Here is a 23,400-nt window from a genome sequence, read left to right as displayed (position 1 = left end):
AAGTCTTTCAAGGTCATTCTGAATAGCGAGGAACGAGCGTGATTTAGAATCTCTTGCCCGAGCACGCTGTTATGATATATGACGCCGTTTCGCCAAGCGTTATTTATCACCATTGTTCTGAAGAGTCGAGTTAGGACCTATTGGATAATGATTTTGACTAAGCTGAGATAAAAATGCCCGCTAAATCAGCGGGCACTTTTGTTTGCGTCATTAATGATGCATGTGTTTTTCCATGTGGCCTTGTTTCTCAACCGCCATTTCCACTTCAACCTTACCTGCGTTTTTAAAGGTTAATGTCATAGGGAAGCGGTCACCCTCTTTAAGAGTTTGTGTTGGGTTAAAAATCATTAAATGGAAGCTGCCTGGTTTAAACAACACAGATTCATTGGCTGGAACGCGCACTTCGTCAATCTTAATCATTTTCATCACACCATCTTCTTTCTTATGCGTGTGAATTTCGACATGTCCTGCGATTGGGCTTTCTGCTGCGATCAATGTATCTTCACTGTCACCGTGGTTGGTTAATTGAAAAAAACCACCGATAACAGGTGCGTTTGGTGGCGCTTCGCGGCTCCATGGATGGTCGATATGAATTTTTCCTGCTTCATAATCGTGCGCTAAACTCAGTGGGCTAGCGATGACAGCAATAAGCGCGATAGCGGCGGTTTTTAATGATTTAAGCATGTGTTTTTCCTTTTGAATGAATAGCTTCTCTGAATGGACAACAAACAGAGTCATCGTTATTTTTGGATAAAGTTGTTAATGATTAGATGCCTGTTAGGCAGGAAAAACACTCGGCGGAGAGTGCTTAGGCGCGATGTGTTTGTAAACGAGCTTATCGCATTTTGAAAAGTGATAAGTCGTCAGTGCATACTTTACTCGGCGCAGCCAATGGATCGTTGTCAGGTAAAGCCCAATCGCAACCAAAAGAAAGAATTGAACAGCTTGAAGAAGCGGGCATTCAAACTGGAAGCCGTCGTGTAAGTTAAGATCTTGGATGAGCTTAGAAGAAGATTGAGCGTTAGCCTCAATCAACGTATTGATATCCACCCATTTGAAACCATCTGCGGTACACAGTAAAACCTTTTCACTTTGGACTTTGTTGAGCCAAGTTGTGCTGTGAACTTGTGTAGGGTTAAGAGCGGCTGTGGACGCTAAATACAACTGAAACAACACCGCGATAATAACCGCAATAGCGTGCAAGCGATGGTGTTTGTGCTGTATTAGAGTGTTTTCCATACAATTGAGTGCTTATCTTCTTCGGCGCGGGATACTAACAAATTAACCAAACAATGTAATTATCAGTTTACTAAAAGGTGATGCAAGTGTGCATTATTTGTTTTATTGCCTATTTTTAACGCTTTAATGTCTTGATTCGGCTGACATTCACAACCTCCAATTCAACTTGTCAGTCTTGCCTAGTCGCTTTTGAAGATACCGAATTAATCTCTCTTATATGCCACTGAAGCTTCGGTTAGTGGGTGTCGTGGTGGTGTTTTTACGTGCTAGATTTGGCTGATATCGATTCAAAATGCACACCGAATCTTCACTTGTTTTCCATTAACGGAATTATGACAGTAATTTAATAAAGGATACGGTATTCTGCGCTCCTTTGTACATGCCAGAAACGTCCGTCCTACTTAGTCGGAGGGGCGATTAATCTTAAGAAATTTCTCAAATGAAATACGAACAACAGATTGGATATCGATACCCTAAAGGTCGATTTGCCATGGTGAGTGTATATGCATTCACCGGTGCTGCGATTTTAGCATCGACTATTTTTTCTCTATTGCTGTTTTTGTCGATCGACGAAAACCCGATGATGCAAACCTTATTTGGTGGTTTAGCGATCATTTTTGAAGCGGGTAAATTTTACGCTTGGTATGAATACGGTGAGCGCCGAGCCCATCGCAACTACACAGGAGCAGCAACCGCTCTCGTGTTTTATTTAGTCTTAGCTGCGATTTCCATTGGCGGTAGTATTGGTGGCATTAATAGTGCAACCAATAGTGCACAAAGTCATATTTCGGTAGAGCAGGCGAAAGTGGAAGCGTTTAATCGTCAGATTGCGGCAATCGATAAGCAGATTGAGCTCAACAATATGGCAGCGCAGAAATACATCGAGATGGAGCGTATCGCGACTGGTGTAACTCGCATTCAGGATCAAAACAAAACCTTACGTGAAGAGCAGCAACGCTTGGCTATGGAGCGTGATAGTTTACCGCCAGTCACGCAAGGATCAGTGATTGGTTTGATTGATAGCCTAGCCAACGCATTTGGTACCACCTCTCAACAAGCTCAGCTTGGCTTGGTTGTATTTCTTTCGATTCTTTTGGACTTCTTTGCTGCATTTTTTGTTGGCTTGATTGGTGAAGAGCAACGGTTCCGATATTTCTATCGCAGAAATGAGGGCATGATATTGAAAACAGTTCGCGATATAGACCCAGCGCCTGCGGGTTATCTTCCTCATATAAAAGAGGAAGAAGAGCAAGAAATACCAGCTGCGCCGGAGCCAGAAGAACCAAAGGAACCGAAAACCTTGTTAGAGCAAGTTAGCGATGCACTTAAAACGCATCAAATTACGTGCACCAAAAAAGCCGTTGCTAAACAGTTTAGGCTGTCTGCGGAAGAGGTAGACAAGGTATTTGAAGAATTGGCAGAGCTCGGTTTAGTGGGGAAAAAAGCCAACCACCATTATCATTGGATAGGTGAAGCAGAGACCGCATAATTGGTTATCTATTAAAGTTCGGAAAGAGCGTCAATCGGCGCTCTTTTTTTTGGGAGGGGGGAGTTTCGCTATTAAAGTTAACTACAAGAAAGCGTATCAATCTTTATTGAGCTTTTTGGTTACGTCTTTCACCGTTTTCTTCTCTTTTTCCGGTGTCATTGCATCAACAGCTTTACCCGCCATCCCTTCATCTGGCAATTTGTCTTTTCCTGCATCAACTGCGGTATCTTTCAGTGCCTCTTTAGGCGTACAGCGACCACCAACACCAACCACGGCTTTTGTCGCAGCGGCTTTAGCTGCCTTTTCTGCATCGCAGTCAGGATCCATAACGCTAGCTAAGCTCGTGGCTGAACCAAAAAACAAGATTAACAAAATGAGGTTGCGTTTTTTCATAGTTGTCACCAATTTTGTGGAACATAGGTAAAGTGTAACGGAGAGAAAAGGCTTTGGCTGAGAATTTGTTGGTTTGAGCTTGGGAAGCAAAGTAAGGTGAAAAGAAAAAGTGCCACCGAAGTGACACTTTTTCTTAAGCGTAGAAGGGATTAGTTGTCGTAAACGTCTAACTCCACTTCACGGGCAATATTTTGGTTGTTAATGATCACACCTTCGACTTCGACACGAGCACCATTTAGGTTAAGTTCTTCAATGCCTTGGAAGCGTGTTTGTGCATCAATCACAACGGTGGTGTTACTTAGTACTTGATCAGCATCATTCTCACAATGCTCGATTTCAAATGTTCTTGCTTCAGCATCGTAGTTTGATACGTATCCTTCACATTCAAATTCTTTACCTTGCCATTGGTTGTTATCGTCAAAGTCTGGTTGCTCAAACTCAATAACGGTAGCGATGCGTTTGCCATTTTTCACGACAGACGTTACTTCCACTTCTTGGCCTTGTTTTAGGTTCGCTTTGCTGCCATCTTCAAATCGTGTTGCGTTATCGATGAAGAATGCACCTCGGTAGTTTAGTGAGAACTCACTGTAGTCATTTGCAACCCAAGTCACGATACCTTCCACATCGCTGTCATTGCTTATGACGTCGTAGCCTTCAACTTCTACCTCATTTGCCATGAAGATGCCGTTTTGCATTTCACCTTCTACTTCCACCCATTGGCCGATGCTAAGTTGGCTAATGTTGTTATATGCCACCGTTACTTTTCCACCTAACTTAAATGTTCCAGCATTTTCATCGATACTGGTAATACGGCCTTCCAGTTCGTAGTCGTTATCAAGTACTGGGTAATCGTTATCTACGTCGAGTTCGACCACAGACAACACTCGATAACCCGCATCAGCAGTTGGCAATGATGACACCATTACCCAGTCGTTGACTTCTATATCATCACTTAAATCGTCAAACTGCAGCTCTACGCCGTTTACCGTAAATGTTTTCTTCACATGATCAATCGCTGTGACACGTCCTGTAATGGTTGGTTCAAGTGTGACTCGGACGCCATTGTCCGAAGCTTGCTGAATATCTGACCCCACGCGAACCACCATTTTTGGTTTTACATCGGCCAATTGCACTTGTGTGTCGTCATAAACCACCTCAGACACACGATACGTATGTCCATTGACGGTTAACGTGCTTTCTTCAGCGTTGACCGCTTCAACAGAGCCAATCGCTACACTTGGTTTCACTGCTGGTTGAGTTGATGTGCTATCGCTATTGCTGCCACCACCTGAACCACCACAACCAGACAATGCCAAACCTACTACAGAAATAAGAGCGAGTTTTTTCATTGTATTAACCTCAATTTACGAGCGAGTTTAGGAAATTGCCTGTATCTTATTGGGCATATCGTGAAGAGATCGTGAAGAAATGTGATTTTATGAAAATTTTAATTGTAGATGACAACCATAACGTCTCGGAGACGATTGCAGACTATCTTGAGCTAGAAGGCATGATTATCGATTGTGCGTTTCATGGAGAGGCTGCGATTAAGTTAATCGAGGAAAATCATTACGATGTAATCATCATGGATATCATGATGCCGAAGCTCGATGGCATCAGTACGGTACAGAAGCTTCGACAAGATAAGTTATGTGGAACGCCAATTCTCTTCCTAACGGCAAAAGATACGCTAGATGACAAAATCGCGGCTTTTAAAGCGGGGGGAGATGATTATTTAATGAAGCCATTTGCGATGGAAGAGCTCAGTTTGCGTGTTCATGCTTTGGCTAATCGTGGTCCAAGACAAGATATCGGAGCGCTCAAATTTGCAGATATTTGTTTAGATGCGCGTACAGGAAAAGTAACGAGAAAAGACAAAGAAATTAAGCTGAGTCGAATTCAAACTAAAATTTTAAAATTGCTCCTCCAACGTGCTCCAGCAGCGGTCTCGCGCACAGAAGTGATCGATAGTGTGTGGGGAGACGAACCACCCGGAAGTGATGCACTTCGTAGCCATATTTACGGTTTAAGAACCGCGCTAGACAAAGGTTTTGAAGAATCACGATTAGAGACTATTCATGGACAAGGTTACCGACTTAAAGCATAACGAATATCCAAGCATTTATCGCAAGATCCGTTGGGGTTTTGGGGTCATGACGTTTGTGATGTTTACTCTTTTTTGGTCGCTGATTTATGTGGCAGAAAACAAACTGGAAGTGCTGAGTTTACATCACTGGCTCGATACTGAAGCTGCGCTTTATAGTGAGAATTTCGAGAAACAGGGCTGGGATGCGCCATTGCCAAACGTATTGGAGTTCAACTCATATTGGAGTGAAGCTCCGACACCGGATTGGTTGCTCTCTTTTACTTCACCTGGTTTTTACGAATACCTGCTTGGTGAAGAAGATAAACACTTTGTTGTATTGAACCATCCCTCAGGGAAGGGGCTTATGTACATTGTATTTCAAGATGACTCAGATGATTACTTGGACGAATACGAAAGCTCGCTGCATCAGTTTACGCTGCTGCTCGGTGGTTTGTTTTCATTTGTCATGGTTGGGTATGGCATTTACATGGTGCGAATATTGTCTCGGCCATTAGCGCAAATTGAAGACAAAATTAGCCAAATGTCACCGGATCAACCCGCTTTCCAAGTTGAAACTAAGTTCAGCGAAACACGCCAGATAGAGCAGACTTTGCTGGATAATAAGAACGATATCGCGGGCTACTTCAAACGAGAACAAGAATTTAGCCGTTTTGCATCGCATGAGTTGAGAACGCCAATCATGGTGATTAAAGGCTCAACAGACATTCTGACGCGTCTTCCTGATCAACCTCGAGTTGCGCAAAAAGCCATCACGAGGATGCAGTCAGCTTGTGACGAGATGCGTGTACTGACAGAAGCGTTTCTCTTACTTGGTAAAGAGAAAATAGAGCCTCAGCATTACGGAGAGCATCAGCTTCTTACTTGTTTACAAAAACAACTGGAAGAGCTGGCTCCTTTATTTGCCAAGCAAGATTCGAACTACGCTTTGCACGAACAACATAGTGGTGTCGTGAATGCACCGGAGAGTTTTGTGACCATTGTAATCAACAATCTGATTAAAAACGCCTTTAGCTATAGTGTGGGAGATATTGAAATTGAGTTGAAAGGTCATGCGCTTAAGATCCTAAACCGTCACGATGGCAACGAGACGTACAACGCTGGTTATGGTTGTGGGCTTGTTATCGTACAACGAATATGTGAACGGATGGGGTGGGCGTTAGTACTGGACGATGATGGTGTTCGATTTAGTGCAAAAGTGGAGTTCTGCTCTTAGCTTTGTGCGTATTGATTCAAGTGAGACTTAACGCTCTGGCTTTTTCTTGTCGTACGCATCTAACCCGCAGTCAAACAAGAAAAAACTGGAATTTGAATTAGACTGAAGTTAGTGAAGCGGAAACTCGAGGAACCGTTATGCTCTCTTATCAGGTCAGCCGAAGTATTGAAATTAATAAGAATCAAAGTGAAATTATTGGCTATCTCAAGAACTTCAAACACTGGCCCAGCTGGTCACCATGGATCATTCTTGAACCAAGCTGCGAGCTGACATTCAGTGATAATCAGGGCCACGTTGGAGCTGGTTATCAATGGAATGGTCAGCGTATTGGGACTGGCGCGATTGTACTGGAAAGTACTCAAGAGCATCGATTAGATATGGAGCTGCATTTCTTTCGTCCAATCAAGAGCCATGGAAAGGTGACTCTAATCGTGACGCCGTCACAAAATGGCTGTTTAGTCGAATGGCAAATGCAATCTCGCGTCCCTTGGTATCTGTTCTTTCTGAAAAGTATGTTTAAGTCGATGATAGAGATGGATTATCAACGTGGGTTACGCATGCTTAAAAGTAAGCTTGAAACCGGACGAGTGCATTCAGACTTAGCCGAAATTGGTAACCGAACGTTGCCTCAAATTCATTACATTGGGATCAAGGGTGTGGCTAGCTTGCAGGAATTAGGTTCGGTAATTGAGAAGCATGTTCAGCAACTAGAACAGTTAATTATTGACGAAACCCTATCCGTGAATGGTGAATTGTTTTGTTATTACCAGTCGATGGATATGCAGAAAGGTACATTCGAGTTTATCACTTGCTTTCCTCTTCATAACTCAGTACCAGCGCCTCAAGGGGCGGTTACTGGTACCATTCCTGAGAGTGAAACATTTGTCGTTGAACACCGAGGTGAATATCAGTTTTTGGGAAATGCATGGGCTTTAGCGATGAACTTGGTTCGTCAGAGTGGTATGAAAGTCAAAACCAATCCTTTAGGAATCGAACGCTACCTGAATAGCCCGAAGGAAACCACGGAAGAAGAGCTAAGAACGGAAATTATTTTGTTTAAGAAATGACAGGCGCAGGCGAGTAGGGTGTTTAGGTATCATACTAGTTATGCGAAATGTTACTAAAGAATAATAGCGTATCTGTTCCTACCCATAAAAATGCCTCAGCAATCGCTGAGGCATGGTTTTACAGGCCAACTTCTCTTGTTAGAGAATTATTGTGCACGGTATTTACCGCTGTTTAGTTCAATTTTAGACGCTTTTACCCGGCTGTCTGCATTTAAGTAGTCGCTAATACTTAGCAGATCTTGATCTTGAGATGCTTTTAACACCGCTGATTCCCCCTCTGCGAAGATAACTTCTAATTTTAACTCTTTGGCGACTGCTTTCGCTTCGTTAGGATTGTTTACGGTGATATAAACCAGTCCTGTGGCTTTGGATACGTTACTAAACGCATTCTTAAACACCTCATCACCCGCTTGAAGTTTTACGTCTTCAGATAGGGTTCTAACAGTGCCAGTTTGCACTTTTCGATAATCTTGGCCATTAATCTCAACCGCTTCTGATGGCACAAACAGTTCTGGTGCAGGTTGTTGAGAGAGCTGTTGTTCAGCGTATACACTCGACGTCATGATAACGAGAGCCAGCATAGAAAATGATTTGTATTTCATGTTATTGACTCCTTAGTGTCCAAATATGCGCATCGACCAGTTCTTAATAACACCGGGCTGAGCGTTGTTTGCCATCGGAACGTCATAGATGGTGGAAGAGTTGAAATATGCAATGTAAGAATAGACTTCATCGCCGTTCGTATCTATTGCTCGCAACGTCCATTCGCCTTTTGCATCTTCGCCATAAAATTGGTTAGACAACATTAATTGATCTTTGTAGCCTGTAATCGTTGGATCAAGAGATTGACCAACAAGACCATTGCGCGGTGTTTGCAAAACGGAACGAGTCCCTGATGGCGAAATGAGCTCGATAGCTAAGTCGGGCAGACGAGCGTGGTCCAGTGTCAATGTCACTTGAACGGATTCGACTGTCAGCTCATCGGCAATGGCGATACTTGAAGAACCACCAACTAGACTTGCATCGGGTACACTTACTTCTGTAGCGTTATTAACCCATGGCGTAATGACTTGAGTTGGCAAAACACGATTCGTCATCCGGGCACGTTGCATCGCTTCATCTAAATCTACAGCGCCGAAGCCATAAAAAGTATGGAAATCTACGCCTGCTGCGTTTTTCTGCCAAGGGGCAATGGCCTCGTAGCTAACCTGTTCGCCTTTATGGTTAGTAAATTCAAGCTGTACGCCTGGATGCGCTTTATCCGTTACTTTTGCTGTCTCCGCTAGTAAAGCACGTACATCACGAGCAGAAAGTGCGTGGTTGGTTGACATGATTGCCGCGATGGCACCCGATGTGTTTGGCGCAGCCGATGAGGTTCCGTTCATCGTACTGGTATAGTTACAGTTCGGATCGAGCTCCGTTCCGCCGTGTAACCCATTAATGCCAAGGCCATCACTGGTATTTTGCCCTTCTTCACAACCCATTAAATCAGTGGTGACCATAGCAGGGAAATCTTGCCCATATTCACCTGCTGGTGCTGCAACCCACACGTTCGAACCCACAGATGAGTAACTCGCTCGCGTACCATCCGCTCGTAGTGCACTAGTGACTAAATTGAAGTAATTGGCGTTATCATAAGACTGAGCAGAGTTGTGCATCGGTAAGCCTTGATTGTCTCCACCAGCAAAGAAGTTACTTGGCAATACGAAGAATCGCCCTGCATTGAAATAGCGGTAACCATTACCTGCTGACTTTACAAATACAGCACCTCGACCCCAGGCGTTACTCTCGCTGACGTTTTTCATCACGTCCATTTCAAGTTTTAGCTGAGGGTCGCTTTCATCAAAAGTAATCGGGTTTATAGGGCTGAAACCGTAACTTTGGTTAAATACGCGAACATCACGTGTTGCTGGGTCCATGCCATGGGAGATTAACCAACCTTCTAATGTCTGGTTGGCTAACCAGTTAAAACCGATGAGGGAAGAGTGAGAAGCGACACCGCGTCCGCCTTCACCGTTGTTGCCGACGGCGCTAATCAAACCGGCTACAGCAGTGCCATGACCATTAGTATCAACCGGATAACTTGGTGGGAATGAAGAGTCTTCGACGAAGTTTCTGCTACCTGTAACTATATTACCTGCAAGGTCGGGGTGATCGATCTGCACTCCAGAATCAATGACGGCAACTTTCACACCAACACCTGCAATCCCCATTGCCTGAGTGAGCTTAGTGTTTAAGTCGTTCCCAGCAACAGCAGGATTAGCCGCAAACGCAGTTTGCCCCGTGTTGTCTAAGTGCCATTGTTCAGAATAGAGTGGATCAAACGCCGAGACGGCAGGTGCAATGCCTACTGCCAACATAGCAGCAAATAGGCGATTAATGCGTATTTCCATTTTTGACCTCATGTCTTTGTTTGGAATTTTTTAGTTCCTGTTTCATATTCCGCTAACAGGAACAAACAAAGCTAACGACAAAGAATAAGGACGAAAACCATTTACAACTTGTTTACATTAAAAGTTCGATGGACAACATAAGTCTTTGTTAATTTGCTGAAACTATGAGGTTTTTATATGTCGTATCGAACATGCATGAAAAGTGAAAAGCAGAAAATACGAGTGTACCGTCTGCTTCAAGAGAGGAGTTATTTAGTTGAAGCGGGTTGAATAGTTGCCATTGGTTTTTTAGGTTCGGCTTTTTTCTTAGGCAGCACGTTATCAATCCATTTTTTAATGTACAACTTATCGAATTCTTTATCACACCACTTTTTGTTTAATCCACGTCGATTGAACTCAGCACCAATCGCCACTTTGGTTTGGTTAGTTGCACGGTTGTAGTAGAGAGTTTCACATAGTTGAGTGTTACTCATTTGCTGGGCATATACGTTGACACTGCTGCTGCGCATTCCCAGTTGAGATGCTTGCTGATTACTGCACGCCATAAGAAATAGAGGCGCAAAAGTAATAATGATTAGATTTTTTTTCATGTGTGCTTTTTTATGATGTAGGGTGAATGATGAACTGGTTTCTGCCAGCTTGCTTCGCATCATACAAAGCTTGGTCTGCCAAGAAAAACCACTGATCCCATTCTTGTTTAATTGTTTGTGCCGACAGTTTGTCCACTGCTCCAAGGGAAATTGTCGCGCTTAATGGTTTAGAGTCAACCACCAATGGTGTGTTTTCAACAGTATATCTCAATCGCTCCAAAAACTTAGCGCAATCTTCAACTCGCTGTACTTCGAATAATAGGACAAACTCTTCTCCACCCCAACGAATGAGTAGGTCACCAGAGCGAGTGGATTCATTAAATAGCGTGGCAATATGAGTCAGCATTTTATCGCCAATATCGTGTCCATATTGATCATTAAAGGTTTTAAAATGATCAACATCTAAAACTGCTAAGGCAAATGTTCTATCTGGGCTTCTACGAGCCATTTTGTCCAACCAAATGTGAAGATAGCGACGGTTATGCAGTTGAGTTAATGGATCGGTAGTATTTTCTTGAGTGAGTGCTTTATTAATACGTCTAACGCGCAGTACGTAACGAAAACCAACGACTCCAATTGCCGCAATAGCGATAAAGTAGAACATTTCTCGATAGCGCTGTGAACGCAGTTCAGAGGCTTGTAGCGCATTTTTTGTTTCTAGCAATTTGAGTTCTTTCTGGGCTAACTTAGCTTCGAGGTCAAACTTAATGTTAATCATCTCTTCACCATGAATATGATGAGAAAACTCAGCCTCTAGCTCTCTTAATTGGGTTAAATAATGAAAAGCAGCTTCATAGTCATTAAGAATTTGATGAGCGTTTACCAGTACCGAAAGCATATCAATACGCTGCCGCAGCTCTAATTCACTGGTTGATTTGGTTTGTTCTAGAACGTTAAGCGCTGTTGTAATAGCTCTATCGTATTGTTTGTTTGCGAGGTAAGCCTCTGCAAATGCCTCGTAACAAGACGTTTTTAGCATTTCTAGATTTTTTGGAATGGGCAGGTCTACGCAACGTTGTGCGACCATTAATGCATCATCAATTTTTCCTACCGAGCTCAACATTTGTGAAAAGCTGGATAAAGAGTGGTGCTTGACTGTGTCCGACCCCGTTTGCATTGAAAGTCGAATGGCTTCATTGAAATAATATTCCGCTTTTTTGTTATCTCCGAGGCTCGAGTGAACGATGCTAAGGTTTGCGTAGATAACCCCCATAAAAAAGCTATTATCGTATTGATATTCGCTCTCTAGGTAAGTGTCGAGAGCTTGCGTTAGGTAGCTGTTGGCCCGAGCCCAATCTGATGCGTCGATGTAGACCGTCCCAATGTTGTTCAGTGTCATCGCGACTTGTATTTCAAATACTGTTTTTTCTAATAACTCATAGGCATTGCGATAATATTTTAGGCCACTGCGTAGTTGATTTCGAGATACTTCTAGATTGCCTAACCAGCGGTAAGCACGGCCTTCTAATGCTAGATAACCAAGATCACGGGCTGTAGAAACAACGTCATGGAGTAACAATTCTGCGTTCCAGTTATCGTCTTGCTCAATCATTGTTACAGCCTTATTGAGCTGTGCTTCAGCGATGACCCATTCCAAATGGTGCTTTTTACCGAATTCGATTAAATCGGGCATATCTTTCGGTAATGGAACGCCTTCGTAACGCTTAAGGTACTTTCGTGCAAAGTAATACAGAGCAAGAGACTCCGCTGATGCATTCTGTGGCGCATTTAACTCATCTTTTTGAATTGATCGCGGCTTACCCATCGAGCGAAAGTAGAGTTTTAACATGGGCTTGCTTTCTGCTGAAATGTGTTCTTCCAGATAAGCTTGCTTTTCGGTACTCGCCAGTACGACGTTGGTGGGATGCAAGAAAAGTCCAAGTGCAGTACAAAGTGCGCAAGCCAGTGTTTTAATTGAGAAGTGCATGAGCGTATTAATAAAATGTGATCTCTTAACCGAATACCAGTTAAGTCTACCATTTCTTGTTGGTTAAGTGCGGATGGATTCCCAGTGGCAAAGTGTTTTGGGAGTGAGATACGAGAAGTATCTCTATAATATTATGATTTATAAAAACAAAATCTATTGAAAACTTATGTAATGATTGGAAGATGGCATAGGTAGGGTAACGATGGAAGGTAAGTGAGCATATTCGGTGGACTCAATCTAGTGGTTTAAGCCGCGGATTCATCGCTCGAAATCAGGGTGAAGTGTAAAAAATTACGTTTCTGTCATAAATATTTAATGTTTGTATGGGTTGTTAAAAAACTGGATATTAGACATAGTGTTACTAAGCCAATAAAAAATGGCTTTTATAATAAATAGGAGATTAACTATGCATAATGAAATGATTCAACCTTCGCACTTCGGCATTATCGGCCGTACCTGCATTGCTTCAGTACTTATGATTGCGGGTGTTTTCGCTCTTATTTAAGAGTCAAGGGTAACGATGATTACCTTTTAAAGAGTAAGAAAATTCAGGGAATCACCTTAACCTTGTGTAAGGTATTCCCCTGAAAATCCAAGCTAGTCTTTAGTTATTAGCTGAAGAAGCTAAAAATCAATGCACTTACCGCCACAATGCCTGCTGCTAGAACAAAGTAAGTAGAGACATTTCCTCGATATTGTTTCATCGCCTCGATTTTATACACCGCTAACATTGGCATAATAAATAAGATCATTGCAATAACAGGCCCTGACAATGCTTCCATCATACCAAGAATACTTGGGTTCATGATCGCCGCCGCCCAGATTGAGAAGAACAGTGCTGCCACGCTGATACGATCAACACGCTTCTCAGATAGGTTAAAATGCTTGGTAATTAAACCATTTAAGCTTTCACGCGCACCTAAAAAATGCCCAAGGAAAGATGAAGTGATAGCAACAAACGCTACTAAAGGACCAAGTGTTGCAATAAATGGATTATCGGTTGCGTTCGCTAGGTAAGACAATACGGATACGTTTTGTTCTTTTGCTTGAGCCAATTGTTCAGGTGACAGTGTTAGCACACAGGAAAATACAAAAATAAGAACAAAGGCAATCAGCATGATGCTAGTGCGGCGAAGAATAACTTCGGATTTGGCATCTGCCTGCTTACCGTAATGGCGACGTTGTACATTTGCAAAGCTTGAAATTGCAGCTGCGTGACTAAACGAGAAAATCACTACAGGAACTGCTAACCACATAGTGCTAGCAAAAGCTGACGCTTCTGGCACATCCATGACAGGCATGGTCCAGTTCGGTATTAAGTAAAATGATAGAAAGGCAAGAATGGCAACAAGTGGGAACACCATAATGGCAAAGGCCCGTAGCATTACTTTTTCACCCGCCATCATAATAGCAATTAGTGCAAACACTAGTACGCCAGAAAGCAAAGGTCTAGGTAAAGAAGCCATATCAGCCTGATTTACCATGAAGCTATCTACTGTGTTTGTTATTCCAACCCCATATATCAACAGGATCGGGAAGATCGAAAGAAAATACAGCAGTGAAATAGAACGACCTGCTTTTGCGCCGAAGTGCTCTTCCACTACATCAGTGAAGTCTGCGTTTTTGATCTTAGAAGATAGTACAAAACGAGCTAAGCCACGGTGCGCAAGATAGGTCATTGGAAAAGCAAGTACTGCCATCGCGACTAAAGGCCAAAAACCACCAATCCCAAGGTTAATTGGCAGAAACAGGATGCCTGCGCCAACGGCTGTTCCAAATAGGCTAAGAACCCAATGTGTATCATGTTTTGACCAAGCTGTGGTTGTGTTTATTTCACTAGGATTTAAGGCATTTCGAGATTCTTTCACTTTAAAACTCGCTTTTATAAAAATAATAATGCTGAAAATGGTAAAGGTTTTAGTGTTTATTATCACACGCGAAGCTTGGTGAATAATGCTGTGAATTTGGGGTGGTTGTAAATTATCCAACTATGAATTTTTCAATAAACCAGAATAAAGTTCTTAAATTTAATGTACTTAATGGTTGTATGTGTTGAAATTTTCATCTTGTGTGGTTTTTGATTTTGCGGTTAAAACTTAATCACGGATGTATGTTCTAAGTGAGTTAGGCCTAATTTTCAGGAAGAATATTACATTTCTTAAGCACTTAATTGAGATGTTTGTGTCCCGTCATTTAGATGAGATTTAGGTATACTGCTGCCATTCATGTTAAAGAAGGAGTCATTGAATGGACATCTTGTCTGCGCAAAAAGAGGACTTATTTGCCATATATAAGCTCGAAAATACTTTATTTGGAGAACACGCCTATCCTCAATTTTTCTTTCGGCAAGCTTTTGATTGTTGGGGAGAGACCTTACTGGTAGCAAAAGAGGGAGAGCAGGTCGCAGGGTATATATTGCTAACGACTAGCACAAATGCACATCAATATTGGATCATGTCATTGGCCGTCGATATTCAACATAGAGGTAAAGGTATTGCGCGTTCCCTCCTAGAAAACGTTATTGCGCCGTTGACGTTAGGCTCAAGCGTGAAATTGACTGTCGATCCTAAGAACCAACCTGCATTGTCTTTATACCTCTCCCTTGGCTTTAAAACGTTAGAAGAAGAAGCGCATTATTTTGGTGACGAAGAATCCAGGTTAGTCATGGAATTAGTAAAGTAATACTGCACGATAATGACCGAAATTTGCACACAATCAGTGCGTAGCATTACGTTGCTATAATTGGTTTTAAGCTAACCTTTTGTATAGTAATGGTTTTTAATCTTGGCACCTCACTTGCTTTACATAAACGTTCATCGATAACTCGATGCACCGCTCTCAATAGCAGGCGAGAGCGGTATAGGGTATTACTTTTTGAAAATGTACTAACAGCGTTAAAGGCATTGCTGCCTCTCTCGATTCGGGAGAGGCTTTTTTTTGCTAGTAAGTTGGGCTGAATCGCACTGGAGGTGTTATGTCGCAAGGATGCAAAAAAACCACTTGTCCCTATTGTGGTGTTGGATGTGGTGTCGAGGTCAATGCGAAAGGAATCGTTGGGGATGCGTGCCATCCTGCAAATGCGGGGTCACTGTGCGTAAAGGGTGTCGCGTTGGCAGAGAGCTTGAATATGCCTTCGCGCTTGCTGTATCCAAAGCTTGTCACCAAGCAGCGACCTCAAGGGCAAGAAGTGCAATGGCAACAAGCCACGGATCTGATTGCAGAAAAGATTCATCAAGCGAGAGCGGAGTTTGGATCGGATTCCGTCGCTATGTATGTTTCTGGCCAGTTGTTGACGGAAGACTATTACGTCGCCAACAAACTCATGAAAGGCTATGTTGGCAGCGCAAACATCGATACGAACTCCCGTTTGTGTATGTCTTCGGCGGTTGCGGCTCATGTACGAGCATTTGGTGAAGATGTCGTTCCCGTCAATTACGACGATATTGATAAGACTGAGCTATTGATAATTTGCGGTGCTAATACCGCTTGGACGCATCCTGTTTTATTCCGACGTATTCAACAAGCGAGAGAGAGCAATCCTAACCTCAAGCTGGTGGTCATTGACCCGCGTGAAACGGTCACAGCGCAGCAAGCCGATTTGCATCTACCGATTAAAAACGATGGGGATGTATCACTTTTTAATGGGCTGCTTAAGTTTCTTATTGATCAGCAATGCCTTGATTCTCAATACATAAATTCCCATACCGACGGGTTTGATGCGCTTGCAGAAGAAGCTTCTGATTTACGTTACGATGTCACTAATCTAACGTCTTCCATTGGCATTTCAGAAGAAAAACTCACGACATTCTTCCAATGGTTTGCGCAAAGCCCAACCGCAATCACATTGTTTTGCCAAGGGGTTAACCAAGCCGAAAATGGTGTCGATAAAGGCAATGCCATTATTAATGCACATTTGGCGACAGGTAAAATTGCCAAGTCAGGTTGCGGGCCGTTTTCTATTACAGGTCAACCGAATGCAATGGGTGGGCGAGAAGTCGGTGGACTGGCAAATCAATTAGCGGTTCATCGTGCTTTTGACGCAGAGTCTATCGAGCAAGTGCAAGCGTTCTGGGATTCACCAGAAATTGCCACTCAGCCCGGTTTAAAAGCCGTTGAATTGTTTGAGGCGGTAGAGCGTGGTGAGATTAAAGTTCTGTGGATCATGGCAACTAATCCTGTTGTCTCTTTGCCAGATAACCAATTGGTAAAACGAGCACTAGAGATTTGTCCGTTTGTGATTGTTTCCGATATCACAGCGGATTCGGATGTAGCGCATTACGCGGACCTGTTGCTGCCCGCTGCTGGCTGGGGGGAGAAGCAAGGCATGGTGACCAATTCTGAGCGTCGACTTTCAAGGCAGCGCCAGTTTCAAACGCCTCCGGGTGAAGCAAAATCAGATTGGTGGGCGATAAGCCAAGTCGGGCAAGCTCTGTGTGCATTGGAAAAGACACAAAATGGCTTTGCGTTTACTTCTGAGCGGGCGGTATTCAGGGAATATGCCGCGATGACAGGCATGAATGCAGATTCGCCATTGAAGCTAGATCTTTCTCAATACGCCAACTTAACCCAGCAAGAATACGAAGAGTGGATGCCGACACAATGGGGAGGAGAGCGTCCTTTTGCTGATGGAATCTATTCGCACCCAGATGGTAAAGCACGTTTTGTCGTGACCAGTGAATCTCCTACGCGTTTAGAAAGAACAAAAGGCTGGTGGCTCAATACGGGCAGGCAACGTGATCAATGGCATACCATGACGCGCACAGGTCATATCGCACACCTTGCCGCCTCTGAGTTAGAACCAACCGTGTACATGAACACACTCTCTGCTACTCAAAATCGCTTAAAAGCAGGACAACTCACCAAGCTGTTTCAGCCTACTTCAAACACCAGTATTTATGCCAAAGTTGCCATTGATGAAGGTTTGGGTTTTCAAGAGCTATTTATGTCAATGCACTGGGCGGGTCGATATGGCGGTGAAAGCAGTGTTAACGCGATAGTAAACAGCGCAAAAGACCCTATTTCCGGGCAGCCTGCGTTTAAGTCGTCTTATGTTGAAGTGCAAGATGCGGCGGTAAAAACCTACGGTATGTTCATCGGTACACAGTTTGATTCCGGTAAATTTCTCTACAGCGCATTTCAAGCAGAAAGCAATTTGGGCATTTGGCGCTTTGCACACGATAAGCGACCAAAGAAGCAGAGTTTTTGTCGAACGGAAAAGAGCCGCAGAATTACTATAGATATTGCCCAAGGTTGGTTAGCAGTGGATTACGACCTTGTTGGAGACGTTCGTATCATTCGTTCTGTTTTAGTGGTGTCTAGTGAACCGATTCAAACCGACTACACCAACTTTACCGGCTTGATTGGCAAGCCAATGGAGCTATCGCAACTGCTTACCATCACTCAATCGCAAAGCAGTGCCAAACTGGTTTGTAGTTGTTTCCGTGTCACTGATAAACAAATACATGACGCGATGGAGAAACAAGACTGCACGTCACTGACCCAGCTTCAAAACAAACTCAAATGCGGCACCAACTGTGGCTCGTGCGTCTCTCAAATCAAACAAATGGTCGACAGTCATCAGCATCAAAAGGGCAAACAGCAAGCGAACCAGCAAAGTCTGGCTATTCAAATAAAGTAAGTCATAAAGAGGATAAGCACATGGAAGCGCCTTATCAAAAGTCTTGGTTTAAGAAAGGACAAGCGAGTCAGAATCAAGAACGCTCGTCTCGCTTTTCTAAGCATGATCAAGCAAGCAAACTGAACCAACTCTTAGAAGACCATTCAGTAGACCTCGACGCGAACCGCAAAGGTTTTGTCTCGATTGTTGGAGCAGGGCCGCACGATCCTGACTTGTTAACCGTGAAGGCTGTGAAAGCGATTATGTCGGCAGAGGTTCTGCTGTACGACCGTTTGGTTAACAAAGATATTTTGGAGTTGGCTTCGCCACAAGCCGATTGGATTTACGTGGGCAAACGATGCGGACAACCTAGTATTGGTCAGGAAGAAATTTGTGACTTGATGGTATCGCTCGCTCAACAAGGAAAGCGAGTTGTACGCTTAAAAGGGGGAGATCCTTTTGTATTTGGCCGTGGAGGTGAAGAGGCGTTAGCACTCGTCAAACACTCAATCGCGTACGAAGTCATTCCCGGCATTACCGCTGCGATTGGATGTTCAGCAAACAGCTTGATTCCGCTGACTCATCGTGGCGTTGCTCGCAGCGTTACCTTTGTTACAGGGCAAGTGGTAACAGGCGCATTTGAAGCGTGGAGTCAACTGATGCAAAGCGGACAAACGTTAGTCTTCTATATGGGGTTAGAAAAGTCATCGCAAATACAAACGGGATTAATCAACTCCGGTTTGAGAGCAGATTTCCCAGTCGCGATCATCACTCATGGTTGCAGCCCTCAACAACAAGTGCACGTTACACAACTCAATCAGCTCAATGATTTATCGATTACACTTAAAGGCGTGAGCCCAGCATTGATTGTGATGGGAGAAGTTGTCAAACTGCGCGAACAACTAATAGAAACCGTACAGTCAGTGACGGAATACGAGGGAATATGAGCAGCATTTTGGAATGTATAAGAACAGTCGGTCGTGGCGAACGTGGTAGAAAACCACTGAACTTTGACCAAGCGTTTCGAGTTATGGATGAATACCTAAACGGTGAGTGCGATGATGATCAGATGGCAATGCTATTGATGCTGATCCGTGTACAGAACGAAACTCAACAAGAAATCGCTGGCTTTGTGAAAGCATTCCAATCCCGCATGCCAGCTATTGGTGCAGATATTGATTGGCCATGTTATGCGGGCAAACGTGAAGCGGCAGGTCAGCCTTGGCACCTGTTGGCAGCGAAGATCCTCGCCGATAATGGTCATAAAGTGCTGATGCACGGCTATCACGACCGTCAATCTGGACGTTTACACGCTGAAGACTACCTCGACAAATTTGCTATTACGAAAGCGGAATCAGCAGAAGACGCAAAGCGTGTGTTAGAAACACAAAACATTGTGTATCTGCCGCTGAGTTCGTTTGCACCCCAAGCAGAAACCATGATTGGTTGGAAGAATCGTTATGGGCTTAGAACGCCGATTAATACCGTGGTTCGAGCATTGAATCCGGGGCAGGCGACGGTTGGTATTCGTGGTAGCTTTCATCCCGGGTTCCAACAACTTCATGCTGAAGTCGAATTCGAGATTGGCAAAACCGCTCATGCCGTTGTGTCATTCAAAGGACAATCGGGTGAGTCAGAATACAACCCGAAAGTAAGCCAAACAGTATGGTTAAGCCAAACAAGCGGCGTGACATCGCATTACTGGACGGAACAAATGCTGTCTGAGGTGCCAATGCCTGCAAACTGCCCGTTTGGAACGTCAGAAGACGACATGAACCAAATGGCAAATACGGTTCTTGCCACCATGACAGTGGTGCTATTTGCACAAATGCATGACAGGGAAAAAGCATTCGAACGAGCTTTCTCTTACTGGCAAGCCTATTGCGGCCAGCAATAAGATACTATTGTCAATTAATGTAAAACCAACGACGCAAAGTTGTTGAATCTGAATCCATTATCTATTGTTTGAAGAAGGTAAAAGATCCTAGCTCGCCAATGATGTGTTTCACCACCTTGCTCCGTATCAGAGTGGTGAAACCGCAGTTTTAGCCTCAATCGCGTTCGTTTTTAGCTTCGCGTTTGAGAATGAGAAAATCCCATATGGTAAGACACAGAGGACATGGATAATGGTTCTAAAGCATACCACTCCTAGTGAAGAGGCTTCTCATCCGATCCCGCAAGAAGCCTTCGATTGGTACGACGAATACGCCCACGGAAAAATCACGCGCCGTGAGTTTCTTAACAGGCTGGGTGGCCTTGCGGTGCTTGGCTTTAGCATGACAGCACTGGTCGATGCGTTAACCCCGAATTACGCACTCGCAGAACAAGTTTCATTTAACGATCCTGACATCAAAGCAACTTACGAAACCTTTCCATCTCCAAATGGGCATGGAGAAGGGCGTGGTTATTTGGTGATGCCACAGAAGAAGACCTTAAAATCGCCGACCGTGTTGGTGATTCATGAAAATCGAGGTCTGAACCCTTATATCAAAGATGTCGCAAGACGACTTGCAAAAGATGGCTTTATTGCTTTCGCTCCAGACGCACTTTATCCACTCGGCGGCTATCCGGGGAACGACGATGAAGGTCGCGCCATGCAGAAAGAGATGGACAGAGCCAAGATCGAACAAGACTTTATTGCAGCCGCTAACTTCCTCAAACAATACGAGGGTGGCAACGGTAAATTGGGCGCGGTTGGATTCTGCTTCGGTGGATACATTGTCAATATGCTTGCAGCGGTAATGCCTGAGGAGCTCGATGCAGGTGTGCCTTTCTATGGAACACCAGCGGCGCAAGAGATCCAAAAGCAAGTCAAAGGGCCATTAATGATTCACTTTGCAGGGCTCGATAAGCGTGTTAACGACACATGGCCTGCCTATGAGCAGCAGTTAATCGCGACCGACGCACAGTATCAAGCGTTAATGTATGAGAACGTCAACCACGGCTTCCATAACGACTCAACGGCACGCTACGCACCAGAAGAAGCGGCACTCGCTTGGGAGCGTACACTCGGCTTCTTCAAAGAACATCTCGCCTCTAGTTAAAACGCTTCAACCTTAGTTGGCACATTCCTTGTTATGTCTCTCTTAGTGAGTGAGATATAAACAAGGAATGTGCATGACTCAATCAACGTCAAAAACACCTATCATAGTATGCTGTGATAGCCTCCAAGAGCAGGCTCGATTGTCCGGCTTATTGAGCAAAGATTACGACAACATCATCGGCTGCCAATTGGCACAACTAGAAACGTTAATGCAACGAGAACCGTCGGCAAGCGTTGTGGTTGGATGGCAGCAACCAACCGCGGAACTGCGTTTGATCGTCGATTTCTGCCGCAGAAAATCGGCACCACTTCTTATCGTCTTAAAGCAGTTATCATCTAATGATATCAATCGGTTATCAGAAAAAATGGACTATGTTCTTATGCCGCACGATAGTGAGTTTGCACTTCAACCTTGGATTGAACATGCGACATTAGTGAGAGCGAAATTCGAAAGTATGCAATCGGAAATTGAATTACTGACCCATAAGATTGAAGAGCGCAAGCTGGTGGAAAAAGCCAAAGGTCTGCTGATGAAGATGCACAGCGTTGATGAAGAACAGGCTTATAAAGCACTTAGAAATTCAGCCATGCAATCGAGCCAAACGCTCGCACAAGTTGCCAAGAATTTGATAACTACTTTGGAGGTGCTTGATTAGTTGCTCTACCACTTTGGGGTTAGAGTGCATTTTCTAACGTGGTGCGTGTTGCACTATCAGCAAGCAATAACAGGGAATAACAAACGGCAAGATATACTAATCTATTGTATTTACTGTGAAAAATAAGTTGGCACAGTAATTGGATTAGAAGAATTGGGTTTATTGTTGAATCGCTTATCTCAATTATCAACGGCGGTAATTGTAGACTTAGCAACGGCGCTACTGCTCTTCGGAGTAGTGGCGCTTTTTTTATGGGAGCAAACCAATGAAATGGAGTTCGATGCTGAAAGTGTCAGCAATTTCATTATCGGTATTCACCACGGTCAGCGTAAAGGCAGAGTTGGGTGAGCCAGAAATTGAAGACCTGAAGTTTGGTTTTATTAAGTTAACCGATATGGCACCGCTGGCGGTTGCTTATGAGAAAGGCTTTTTTGAAGACGAAGGTTTGTACGTCACTTTAGAAGCGCAAGCAAACTGGAAGGTGCTTTTAGACCGAGTCATCGACGGTGAGCTGGCTGGCGCGCACATGCTTGCTGGTCAGCCATTGGGCGCGACGATTGGTGTCGGCACAAAAGCAGAAGTGATTACCGCGTTCAGTATGGATTTGAACGGCAACGCAATCACGGTTTCCAATGATACTTGGGAGCAGATGAAGCAATACATTCCAAAACAACCAGATGGCAAACCTGTTCACCCAATCAAAGCGGATGCACTGAAGCCTGTGGTCGACAGCTATCTGGATAAAGGCAAACCTTTCAATATGGGCATGGTGTTCCCTGTATCGACGCACAACTATGAGTTGCGATACTGGTTAGCAGCGGGTGGGATCCATCCAGGTTTTTATGCCCCAGAATCAGGTGACAACAGTGGTCAGTTGGATGCTGACGTTCTTTTGAGTGTTACACCGCCACCACAAATGCCAGCAACAATGGAAGCGGGCACGATCAAAGGGTACTGCGTAGGCGAACCATGGAACCAACAAGCCGTATTCAAAGGTATTGGTACGCCAGTTGTGACCGATTACGAGATCTGGAAGAACAACCCAGAGAAAGTGTTTGGTGTTTCCAAAGCTTGGGCTGAGAAGTATCCAAACACGCACATTCGCGTAGTGAAAGCCTTGATTCGAGCTGCACATTGGTTGGATGAAAACGACAATGCCAACCGCCAAGAAGCAGTGAAGATGCTATCAAAAAGCGAATACGTTGGAGCCGATGCCGAAGTTATCGCCAACTCGATGACGGGCACATTTGAATACGAGAAAGGCGACAAACGAGACGTGCCAGACTTCAACGTGTTCTTCCGTCATAACGCCACTTATCCGTATTACAGCGATGCGATTTGGTATCTGACCCAAATGCGTCGCTGGGGACAGATCTCAAGCGAGAAATCCGATGATTGGTACATGGATGTCGCAAAAGAGGTTTACCGTCCGGACATTTACCAACAAGCGGCTCAAGCGCTAATTGAAGATGGTGTGTTGAGCAAAAAAGACTTCCCAGATTTCAGTGCTGAAGATGGCTTTCGTGCGCCACAAACACACTTTATCGACAACATCGTTTATGACGGTCGCGAGCCAAATAAATATCTAGAGAAGTTCTCTATCGGGCTTAAAGGAAAAGACAAGGTTTAACCATAACGATAAACGCCACAGGCGAGGGGATTCGCT

At 44.0% G+C, this 23,400-nt stretch carries 20 protein-coding genes; 11 read left to right on the top strand and 9 right to left on the bottom strand.

Going from position 1 to position 23,400, the window contains the following annotated elements:
* Nucleotides 1-210: 210 nt before the first annotated feature.
* Entirely contained in the window at nt 211-684 is a 474-nt protein-coding gene (locus R7D93_RS00325; RefSeq protein ID WP_005388497.1) for a copper chaperone PCu(A)C, read from the bottom strand.
* A gap of 93 nt (nt 685-777) precedes the next feature.
* On the bottom strand, nt 778-1,239 hold the full coding sequence (locus tag R7D93_RS00320; RefSeq protein WP_005388493.1) for a hypothetical protein: 462 nt from the start codon (nt 1,237-1,239) through the stop codon (nt 778-780).
* A gap of 439 nt (nt 1,240-1,678) precedes the next feature.
* Here R7D93_RS00320 and R7D93_RS00315 point away from each other — a divergent pair, with 439 nt between their 5' ends.
* Nucleotides 1,679-2,728, top strand: a complete 1,050-nt coding sequence (locus tag R7D93_RS00315) for a hypothetical protein (protein ID WP_017634220.1) — start codon at nt 1,679-1,681, stop codon at nt 2,726-2,728.
* Between the two features lie 96 nt (nt 2,729-2,824).
* On the opposite strand, the gene R7D93_RS00310 is transcribed toward R7D93_RS00315, so the two are convergent.
* On the bottom strand, nt 2,825-3,121 hold the full coding sequence (locus R7D93_RS00310) for a hypothetical protein (RefSeq protein ID WP_017634219.1): 297 nt from the start codon (nt 3,119-3,121) through the stop codon (nt 2,825-2,827).
* 149 nt (nt 3,122-3,270) lie between these two features.
* Entirely contained in the window at nt 3,271-4,470 is a 1,200-nt protein-coding gene (locus R7D93_RS00305) for a DUF5666 domain-containing protein (protein WP_171345426.1), read from the bottom strand.
* 89 nt (nt 4,471-4,559) lie between these two features.
* On the opposite strand from R7D93_RS00305, the gene R7D93_RS00300 reads away from it, so the two are divergent.
* The 3 genes from R7D93_RS00300 to R7D93_RS00290 all read left to right on the top strand — a co-directional run bounded on the left by R7D93_RS00300 (nt 4,560) and on the right by R7D93_RS00290 (nt 7,508).
* On the top strand, nt 4,560-5,228 hold the full coding sequence (locus tag R7D93_RS00300) for a response regulator transcription factor (RefSeq protein WP_053303698.1): 669 nt from the start codon (nt 4,560-4,562) through the stop codon (nt 5,226-5,228).
* Nucleotides 5,200-6,441: a sensor histidine kinase gene (locus R7D93_RS00295; RefSeq protein WP_054576761.1), complete on the top strand. Its 1,242-nt coding sequence runs from the start codon at nt 5,200-5,202 to the stop codon at nt 6,439-6,441. The genes R7D93_RS00300 and R7D93_RS00295 overlap by 29 nt, the downstream gene beginning before the upstream one ends.
* A gap of 137 nt (nt 6,442-6,578) precedes the next feature.
* Entirely contained in the window at nt 6,579-7,508 is a 930-nt protein-coding gene (locus tag R7D93_RS00290; RefSeq protein ID WP_225496197.1) for an SRPBCC family protein, read from the top strand.
* Nucleotides 7,509-7,654: 146 nt separating this feature from the next.
* Here R7D93_RS00290 and R7D93_RS00285 read toward each other — a convergent pair whose 3' ends face one another.
* The 5 genes from R7D93_RS00285 to R7D93_RS00265 all read right to left on the bottom strand — a co-directional run bounded on the left by R7D93_RS00285 (nt 7,655) and on the right by R7D93_RS00265 (nt 14,286).
* A complete protein-coding gene (locus R7D93_RS00285; RefSeq protein ID WP_025767689.1) occupies nt 7,655-8,110 on the bottom strand; it encodes a hypothetical protein in 456 nt (151 codons plus the stop codon).
* Between the two features lie 12 nt (nt 8,111-8,122).
* The gene (locus R7D93_RS00280; RefSeq protein ID WP_031781132.1) at nt 8,123-9,901 is read right to left on the bottom strand and encodes a S8 family peptidase; all 1,779 of its coding nucleotides are present in this window, start codon (nt 9,899-9,901) and stop codon (nt 8,123-8,125) included.
* A 248-nt stretch (nt 9,902-10,149) separates the two neighbouring features.
* On the bottom strand, nt 10,150-10,491 hold the full coding sequence (locus R7D93_RS00275) for a hypothetical protein (RefSeq protein WP_213867765.1): 342 nt from the start codon (nt 10,489-10,491) through the stop codon (nt 10,150-10,152).
* Between the two features lie 10 nt (nt 10,492-10,501).
* Entirely contained in the window at nt 10,502-12,418 is a 1,917-nt protein-coding gene (locus tag R7D93_RS00270) for a tetratricopeptide repeat-containing diguanylate cyclase (protein ID WP_225496196.1), read from the bottom strand.
* A gap of 611 nt (nt 12,419-13,029) precedes the next feature.
* The gene (locus R7D93_RS00265; protein ID WP_005375868.1) at nt 13,030-14,286 is read right to left on the bottom strand and encodes an aromatic amino acid transport family protein; all 1,257 of its coding nucleotides are present in this window, start codon (nt 14,284-14,286) and stop codon (nt 13,030-13,032) included.
* A gap of 379 nt (nt 14,287-14,665) precedes the next feature.
* Here R7D93_RS00265 and R7D93_RS00260 point away from each other — a divergent pair, with 379 nt between their 5' ends.
* The 7 genes from R7D93_RS00260 (at nt 14,666) to R7D93_RS00230 (ending at nt 23,364) form a co-directional block, all read left to right on the top strand.
* Nucleotides 14,666-15,100, top strand: coding sequence for a GNAT family N-acetyltransferase (locus R7D93_RS00260; RefSeq protein ID WP_054574324.1), 435 nt, complete (start codon nt 14,666-14,668; stop codon nt 15,098-15,100).
* Between the two features lie 292 nt (nt 15,101-15,392).
* Nucleotides 15,393-18,056, top strand: a complete 2,664-nt coding sequence (locus R7D93_RS00255) for a nitrate reductase (protein WP_213867763.1) — start codon at nt 15,393-15,395, stop codon at nt 18,054-18,056.
* 20 nt (nt 18,057-18,076) lie between these two features.
* Entirely contained in the window at nt 18,077-18,982 is a 906-nt protein-coding gene (gene cobA / locus R7D93_RS00250; RefSeq protein WP_225496195.1) for a uroporphyrinogen-III C-methyltransferase, read from the top strand.
* A complete protein-coding gene (locus tag R7D93_RS00245) occupies nt 18,979-19,932 on the top strand; it encodes a glycosyl transferase family protein (protein WP_045477745.1) in 954 nt (317 codons plus the stop codon). Before cobA ends, R7D93_RS00245 begins: the two co-directional genes overlap by 4 nt.
* Nucleotides 19,933-20,161: 229 nt before the next feature.
* Nucleotides 20,162-21,079 carry a dienelactone hydrolase family protein gene (locus R7D93_RS00240; RefSeq protein ID WP_225496194.1) on the top strand — a complete coding sequence of 306 codons (918 nt, stop codon included), beginning with the start codon at nt 20,162-20,164 and terminating at the stop codon, nt 21,077-21,079.
* A gap of 73 nt (nt 21,080-21,152) precedes the next feature.
* Entirely contained in the window at nt 21,153-21,734 is a 582-nt protein-coding gene (locus tag R7D93_RS00235) for an ANTAR domain-containing response regulator (RefSeq protein WP_225496193.1), read from the top strand.
* A gap of 265 nt (nt 21,735-21,999) precedes the next feature.
* On the top strand, nt 22,000-23,364 hold the full coding sequence (locus R7D93_RS00230; RefSeq protein ID WP_005387573.1) for a CmpA/NrtA family ABC transporter substrate-binding protein: 1,365 nt from the start codon (nt 22,000-22,002) through the stop codon (nt 23,362-23,364).
* The last annotated feature ends 36 nt before the right edge of the window (nt 23,365-23,400 follow it).

The sequence above is a fragment of the Vibrio sp. YT-15 genome, assembly GCF_033337445.1.
Classification (GTDB): Bacteria; Pseudomonadota; Gammaproteobacteria; order Enterobacterales; family Vibrionaceae; genus Vibrio; species Vibrio alginolyticus.
The sequence above is the reverse complement of the archived record's forward strand: the minus strand, read 5'-3'. Positions and strand labels throughout refer to the sequence as shown.

Bases quoted from the DNA above. Each gene is read 5' to 3' on its own strand.
- R7D93_RS00325 (WP_005388497.1), bottom strand. From the start codon at position 684: ATGCTTAAATCATTAAAAACCGCCGCTATCGCGCTTATTGCTGTCATC.
- R7D93_RS00320 (WP_005388493.1), bottom strand. From the start codon at position 1,239: ATGGAAAACACTCTAATACAGCACAAACACCATCGCTTGCACGCTATT.
- R7D93_RS00315 (WP_017634220.1), top strand. From the start codon at position 1,679: ATGAAATACGAACAACAGATTGGATATCGATACCCTAAAGGTCGATTT.
- R7D93_RS00310 (WP_017634219.1), bottom strand. From the start codon at position 3,121: ATGAAAAAACGCAACCTCATTTTGTTAATCTTGTTTTTTGGTTCAGCC.
- R7D93_RS00305 (WP_171345426.1), bottom strand. From the start codon at position 4,470: ATGAAAAAACTCGCTCTTATTTCTGTAGTAGGTTTGGCATTGTCTGGT.
- R7D93_RS00300 (WP_053303698.1), top strand. From the start codon at position 4,560: ATGAAAATTTTAATTGTAGATGACAACCATAACGTCTCGGAGACGATT.
- R7D93_RS00295 (WP_054576761.1), top strand. From the start codon at position 5,200: ATGGACAAGGTTACCGACTTAAAGCATAACGAATATCCAAGCATTTAT.
- R7D93_RS00290 (WP_225496197.1), top strand. From the start codon at position 6,579: ATGCTCTCTTATCAGGTCAGCCGAAGTATTGAAATTAATAAGAATCAA.
- R7D93_RS00285 (WP_025767689.1), bottom strand. From the start codon at position 8,110: ATGAAATACAAATCATTTTCTATGCTGGCTCTCGTTATCATGACGTCG.
- R7D93_RS00280 (WP_031781132.1), bottom strand. From the start codon at position 9,901: ATGGAAATACGCATTAATCGCCTATTTGCTGCTATGTTGGCAGTAGGC.
- R7D93_RS00275 (WP_213867765.1), bottom strand. From the start codon at position 10,491: ATGAAAAAAAATCTAATCATTATTACTTTTGCGCCTCTATTTCTTATG.
- R7D93_RS00270 (WP_225496196.1), bottom strand. From the start codon at position 12,418: ATGCACTTCTCAATTAAAACACTGGCTTGCGCACTTTGTACTGCACTT.
- R7D93_RS00260 (WP_054574324.1), top strand. From the start codon at position 14,666: ATGGACATCTTGTCTGCGCAAAAAGAGGACTTATTTGCCATATATAAG.
- R7D93_RS00255 (WP_213867763.1), top strand. From the start codon at position 15,393: ATGTCGCAAGGATGCAAAAAAACCACTTGTCCCTATTGTGGTGTTGGA.
- cobA (WP_225496195.1), top strand. From the start codon at position 18,077: ATGGAAGCGCCTTATCAAAAGTCTTGGTTTAAGAAAGGACAAGCGAGT.
- R7D93_RS00245 (WP_045477745.1), top strand. From the start codon at position 18,979: ATGAGCAGCATTTTGGAATGTATAAGAACAGTCGGTCGTGGCGAACGT.
- R7D93_RS00240 (WP_225496194.1), top strand. From the start codon at position 20,162: ATGGTTCTAAAGCATACCACTCCTAGTGAAGAGGCTTCTCATCCGATC.
- R7D93_RS00235 (WP_225496193.1), top strand. From the start codon at position 21,153: ATGACTCAATCAACGTCAAAAACACCTATCATAGTATGCTGTGATAGC.
- R7D93_RS00230 (WP_005387573.1), top strand. From the start codon at position 22,000: ATGAAATGGAGTTCGATGCTGAAAGTGTCAGCAATTTCATTATCGGTA.